At 50.4% G+C, this 1,178-nt stretch carries 1 rRNA gene; it reads right to left on the bottom strand.

The features are described from left to right. Nucleotides 1–1,160, bottom strand: a 23S ribosomal RNA gene (locus ASR47_RS28410); the annotation flags it as partial. Nucleotides 1,161–1,178 lie beyond the last annotated feature (18 nt).

Here is a 1,178-nt window from a genome sequence, read left to right as displayed (position 1 = left end):
ATATCCGCAGCTTCGGTGACTGGCTTAGCCCCGTTACATCTTCCGCGCAGGACGACTCGATCAGTGAGCTATTACGCTTTCTTTAAATGATGGCTGCTTCTAAGCCAACATCCTGACTGTTTTAGCCTTCCCACTTCGTTTTCCACTTAGCCAATCTTTGGGACCTTAGCTGGCGGTCTGGGTTGTTTCCCTCTTGACGCCGGACGTTAGCACCCGACGTCTGTCTCCCAAGCTCGCACTCATCGGTATTCGGAGTTTGCAATGGTTTGGTAAGTCGCAATGACCCCCTAGCCATAACAGTGCTCTACCCCCGATGGTGATACTTGAGGCACTACCTAAATAGTTTTCGGAGAGAACCAGCTATTTCCAAGTTTGTTTAGCCTTTCACCCCTACCCACAGCTCATCCCCTAATTTTTCAACATTAGTGGGTTCGGACCTCCAGGGCGTGTTACCGCACCTTCATCCTGGCCATGAGTAGATCACTTGGTTTCGGGTCTACACCCAGCGACTGATCGCCCTATTCGGACTCGATTTCTCTACGGCTTCCCTAGTTGGTTAACCTTGCCACTGAATGTAAGTCGCTGACCCATTATACAAAAGGTACGCAGTCACGGAACAAGTCCGCTCCTACTGTTTGTATGCACACGGTTTCAGGATCTATTTCACTCCCCTTCCGGGGTTCTTTTCGCCTTTCCCTCACGGTACTGGTTCACTATCGGTCGATTACGAGTATTTAGCCTTGGAGGATGGTCCCCCCATATTCAGACAGGATGTCACGTGTCCCGCCCTACTTGTCGTACGCTTAGTACCACCGGTCCGATTTCACATACGGGGCTATCACCCACTATGGCTCCTATTTCCAGAGGATTCTGTTATCGGTCCGACTATCACGTACAGGCTCTTCCCATTTCGCTCGCCGCTACTTTGGGAATCTCGGTTGATTTCTTTTCCTGCAGCTACTTAGATGTTTCAGTTCGCCGCGTTCGCCTTGCATACCTATGTATTCAGTATGCAATACCCTAAAAGGGTGGGTTGCCCCATTCGGAAATCTGCGGATCAAAGTGTGTTTGCTCACTCCCCGCAGCTTATCGCAAGCTACTACGTCCTTCATCGCCTGTAATCGCCAAGGCATCCACCATGTGCACTTATTCGCTTGTCCCTATAACGTTAGCCTCTG

Origin of the sequence: Janthinobacterium psychrotolerans (genome assembly GCF_001677885.1) — a bacterium.
In the GTDB taxonomy this organism is placed as follows: Bacteria; Pseudomonadota; Gammaproteobacteria; order Burkholderiales; family Burkholderiaceae_D; genus Janthinobacterium; species Janthinobacterium psychrotolerans.
This window is presented reverse-complemented; position numbering and strand designations above follow the sequence as displayed.